Source organism: Paenisporosarcina sp. P4_D4 (assembly GCF_056401835.1).
Window position 1 is genome coordinate 1 of record NZ_JBFUIO010000418.1, and the last position, 600, is coordinate 600.

Annotated in this window: 1 protein-coding gene and 1 pseudogene; both read left to right on the forward strand. The window is 34.4% G+C overall.

The genetic code is table 11. The features are described 5' to 3' along the window. A pseudogene (locus tag AC1DSL_RS19260) lies at window positions 1-341 on the forward strand (phosphonate ABC transporter substrate-binding protein); the annotation flags it as partial. A 110-nt stretch (window positions 342-451) separates the two neighbouring features. Next, window positions 452-600: ATP-binding cassette domain-containing protein (locus AC1DSL_RS19265; protein ID WP_477533481.1), on the forward strand; the 149-nt coding region annotated here is incomplete at its 3' end.

The window sequence follows — 600 nt, forward strand, 5'->3', positions numbered from 1 at the left end:
ATGTGGAGATTGCTGAAGGCGATGAAAATACAGTCGGTGCTGTTTATCACGTTAAAGATGATGCAACAGAACCTTTTAATACGGTTGCAGGCAAGGAATTTACATTAATGAGTGCTACACCTGTATTAAATGAACCATTCGTAGTAAACATGGATGTAATCGGTCAAGTGGATTTTGATAAAATTCAAGCCTTATTAACTTCAGATGAATTTGCAAATAATGAAAAAATCTTTGCTCCTGAAGATTCAGAACAGACAGCTTTATTCACTAAAAAGGGTAAARAAAGACTAATTGCTGTAGAAGATGAATGGTATGATCCAATCCGAGAACTTTCAAAATAATACACCACTTCATCAATAGGTAAAACTGTATAGGAAGAAGAGTGTGCATAGGGGTATATTCGTTATGTACACTCTTACTTGCTAATTAAACCAAAAAGGAGTCATTTCGAATGTCTTTGTTAAAGGTAGAAGGACTTGGTAAATCATATACAGCAAACAAACAAATACTAAAGAATATTAATTTTGAAATAAAAGCAGGAGAATTTGTTTCTGTCATTGGTCCATCAGGTGCTGGTAAATCGACCATGCTGCGTTGTAT